This window comes from Actinomadura sp. KC216 (genome assembly GCF_004348535.1).
In the GTDB taxonomy this organism is placed as follows: Bacteria; Actinomycetota; Actinomycetes; order Streptosporangiales; family Streptosporangiaceae; genus Spirillospora.
The window spans coordinates 1-2002 of record NZ_SMJX01000592.1 but is presented as its reverse complement, the minus strand read 5'-3'; the positions used below and the strand labels follow the sequence as shown (position 1 = coordinate 2002).

At 67.8% G+C, this 2002-nt stretch carries 2 protein-coding genes; both read left to right on the top strand.

What is annotated here, in order from left to right; genetic code table 11:
- Nucleotides 1-474 precede the first annotated feature (474 nt).
- Nucleotides 475-1335 (top strand): pantoate--beta-alanine ligase, encoded by an 861-nt coding sequence (gene panC / locus E1264_RS42300; RefSeq protein WP_132183171.1) that lies wholly within the window; start codon nt 475-477, stop codon nt 1333-1335.
- Nucleotides 1335-1751 (top strand): aspartate 1-decarboxylase, encoded by a 417-nt coding sequence (panD, locus tag E1264_RS42295; RefSeq protein WP_132183169.1) that lies wholly within the window; start codon nt 1335-1337, stop codon nt 1749-1751. Before panC ends, panD begins: the two co-directional genes overlap by 1 nt.
- Nucleotides 1752-2002 lie beyond the last annotated feature (251 nt).

Sequence of the window (2002 nt, the reverse complement as noted above, 5' to 3'; positions counted from 1 at the left end):
TCTCTGCGGAGGTTGTGGTGCGTGCTGGGGGTTTTGCCGTCGTCGGTAGGTCGGTGTTCGTCGGCTGTCGGGCCCTGGCGGGTTGTCGGGTGCGTGTGGCTGGTTCGAGGCGCACGGGAAGGGCGGACGCCCTGGGCATGCGGGGATCAGTTGGAGGTTTGATGCTTGCTTGTGCTTCAACCTTTGTGGCGGGTGTAGTGCGTGCGGGGCGTTCGGTCTTTGTCGGTAGGCGGGCGTTCGTTGGCGCTGGGGTTTTGGTGGGCGGCCTGGTGTGTGCGGTTGGTTCGACCTTTGCGGGGCGTCGGGTCTTCGCTGACTTGCGGGGAGCTGTTGGAGGTTTGGGGGCGGCTGGGGCCTCGGGTTTTGTAGAGCGCTTGGCCTGCGTTGGTGGCTTGGCTTCTGTCGGGAGCTCGGCGTTCGGTGGAAGGTCGTCGGACGTGGGAGATCAAGGGTTCGTGGGGTGAAGGGGACATCATGACGCCGACGATCGCCCGGACACGGGACGAGCTGGTCGAAGCCCGCTCCGGGATCGAGGGGACCTTGGCGCTCGTCCCGACCATGGGGGCGCTGCATGAAGGTCACCGCTCCTTGATCCGGCTGGCCCGCCGGAGGGCGGACGCGGTCGCGGTCAGCATCTTCGTCAACCCGCTCCAGTTCGGCCCGAACGAGGACTTCGGACGCTATCCCCGGACACTCGCCGCCGACCTCGACATCTGCGCCGCCGAAGGCGCTGACCTGGTCTTCGCACCGTCCCGTTCGGTGATGTATCCGGACGCCCCCCAAGTCACGATCAAGTCGGGCCCGATGGGTGAGGTCGTCGAGGGCGCCACCAGGCCGGGCCACTTCGACGGGATGCTCACCGTCGTGCTGAAGCTGCTCAATCTCGTCCGTCCCGATGTGGCCGTCTTCGGCGAGAAGGACGCGCAGCAACTCGCGATCATCCGGCGGATGGTCGCCGATCTGAACGTCCCCGTCGAGATCGTCGGCGGCCCGACCATCCGGGAACCGGATGGCCTGGCCCTCTCGAGCCGGAACCGCTACCTCGCCGAGGACGAACGCCGGACCGCCCTCGCCCTGTCGCACGCGCTCCACGTCGGCGCGGACGCCTCCCCCGAAGGACCCGAGGCGGTGATTTCCGCGGCGAGTGCCGTTCTGGACAAGGCCGCGAGCGCCGACCCGCCGCTCCTCCTTGACTACCTCGTCCTCGTCGATCCCGCGACCTTCACCGCGATCACACCTCCCTACGCGGGTCCGGCCGTCCTGGCCGTCGCGGGCCGCGTCGGCGCCACCCACCTCATCGACAACGTCCCCCTCCAGTTTCCCGAGGAGTCCTGATGTTCCGGACGATGTTCAAGTCGAAGATCCACCGTGCCACCGTGACGCAGGCGGACCTGCACTACGTCGGCTCGCTGACCATCGACCGGGACCTGATGGATGCCGCCGACCTGCTGCCCGGAGAGCAGGTCTCGGTCGTGGACATCGACAACGGCGCCCGCCTGGAGACCTATCTGATCGCCGGCGAGCGCGGCTCCGGCGTCATCGGCATCAACGGTGCCGCCGCCCGGCTCGTCCAGCCCGGTGACCTGGTCATCATCATCAGCTACGCCCAGCTTTCGGATGCCGAGGCCCGCGAGTTCGTCCCTCGCGTCGTCCACGTCGATCGATCCAACAAGATCATCGCCCTGGACTCCGACCCGGCCGCCCCCGTCCCCGGGACCTCTCAAATCCGCGGCGACCAGACCCTTCGCTAAACGATCGCATCCGCCTCGACGCGGCAACCCACTAGACCGCCGCCCTGGTCTGGTGAACCGCCGTCGCCGGCAGGCCCCTGCCCGACGCATCGCTCGCGTGGTCGGGATCATCGCGGACCGGACCATGTGGTCGCTGGTCGTGGTGGGTGGGGTGATGGCTGGTGTGGTGGTCGTGTGTGGCTGGGGTGCCGTTGGTGTCGGTTGTGGGAAGGGCGTGGTCGCGTTGTTTGAGCTGCCGGTTGGTTTCTGGG

Excerpts from the sequence above, each read along its gene's own strand:
- panC (WP_132183171.1), top strand. The coding sequence starts at position 475 with ATGACGCCGACGATCGCCCGGACACGGGACGAGCTGGTCGAAGCCCGC.
- panD (WP_132183169.1), top strand. The coding sequence starts at position 1,335 with ATGTTCCGGACGATGTTCAAGTCGAAGATCCACCGTGCCACCGTGACG.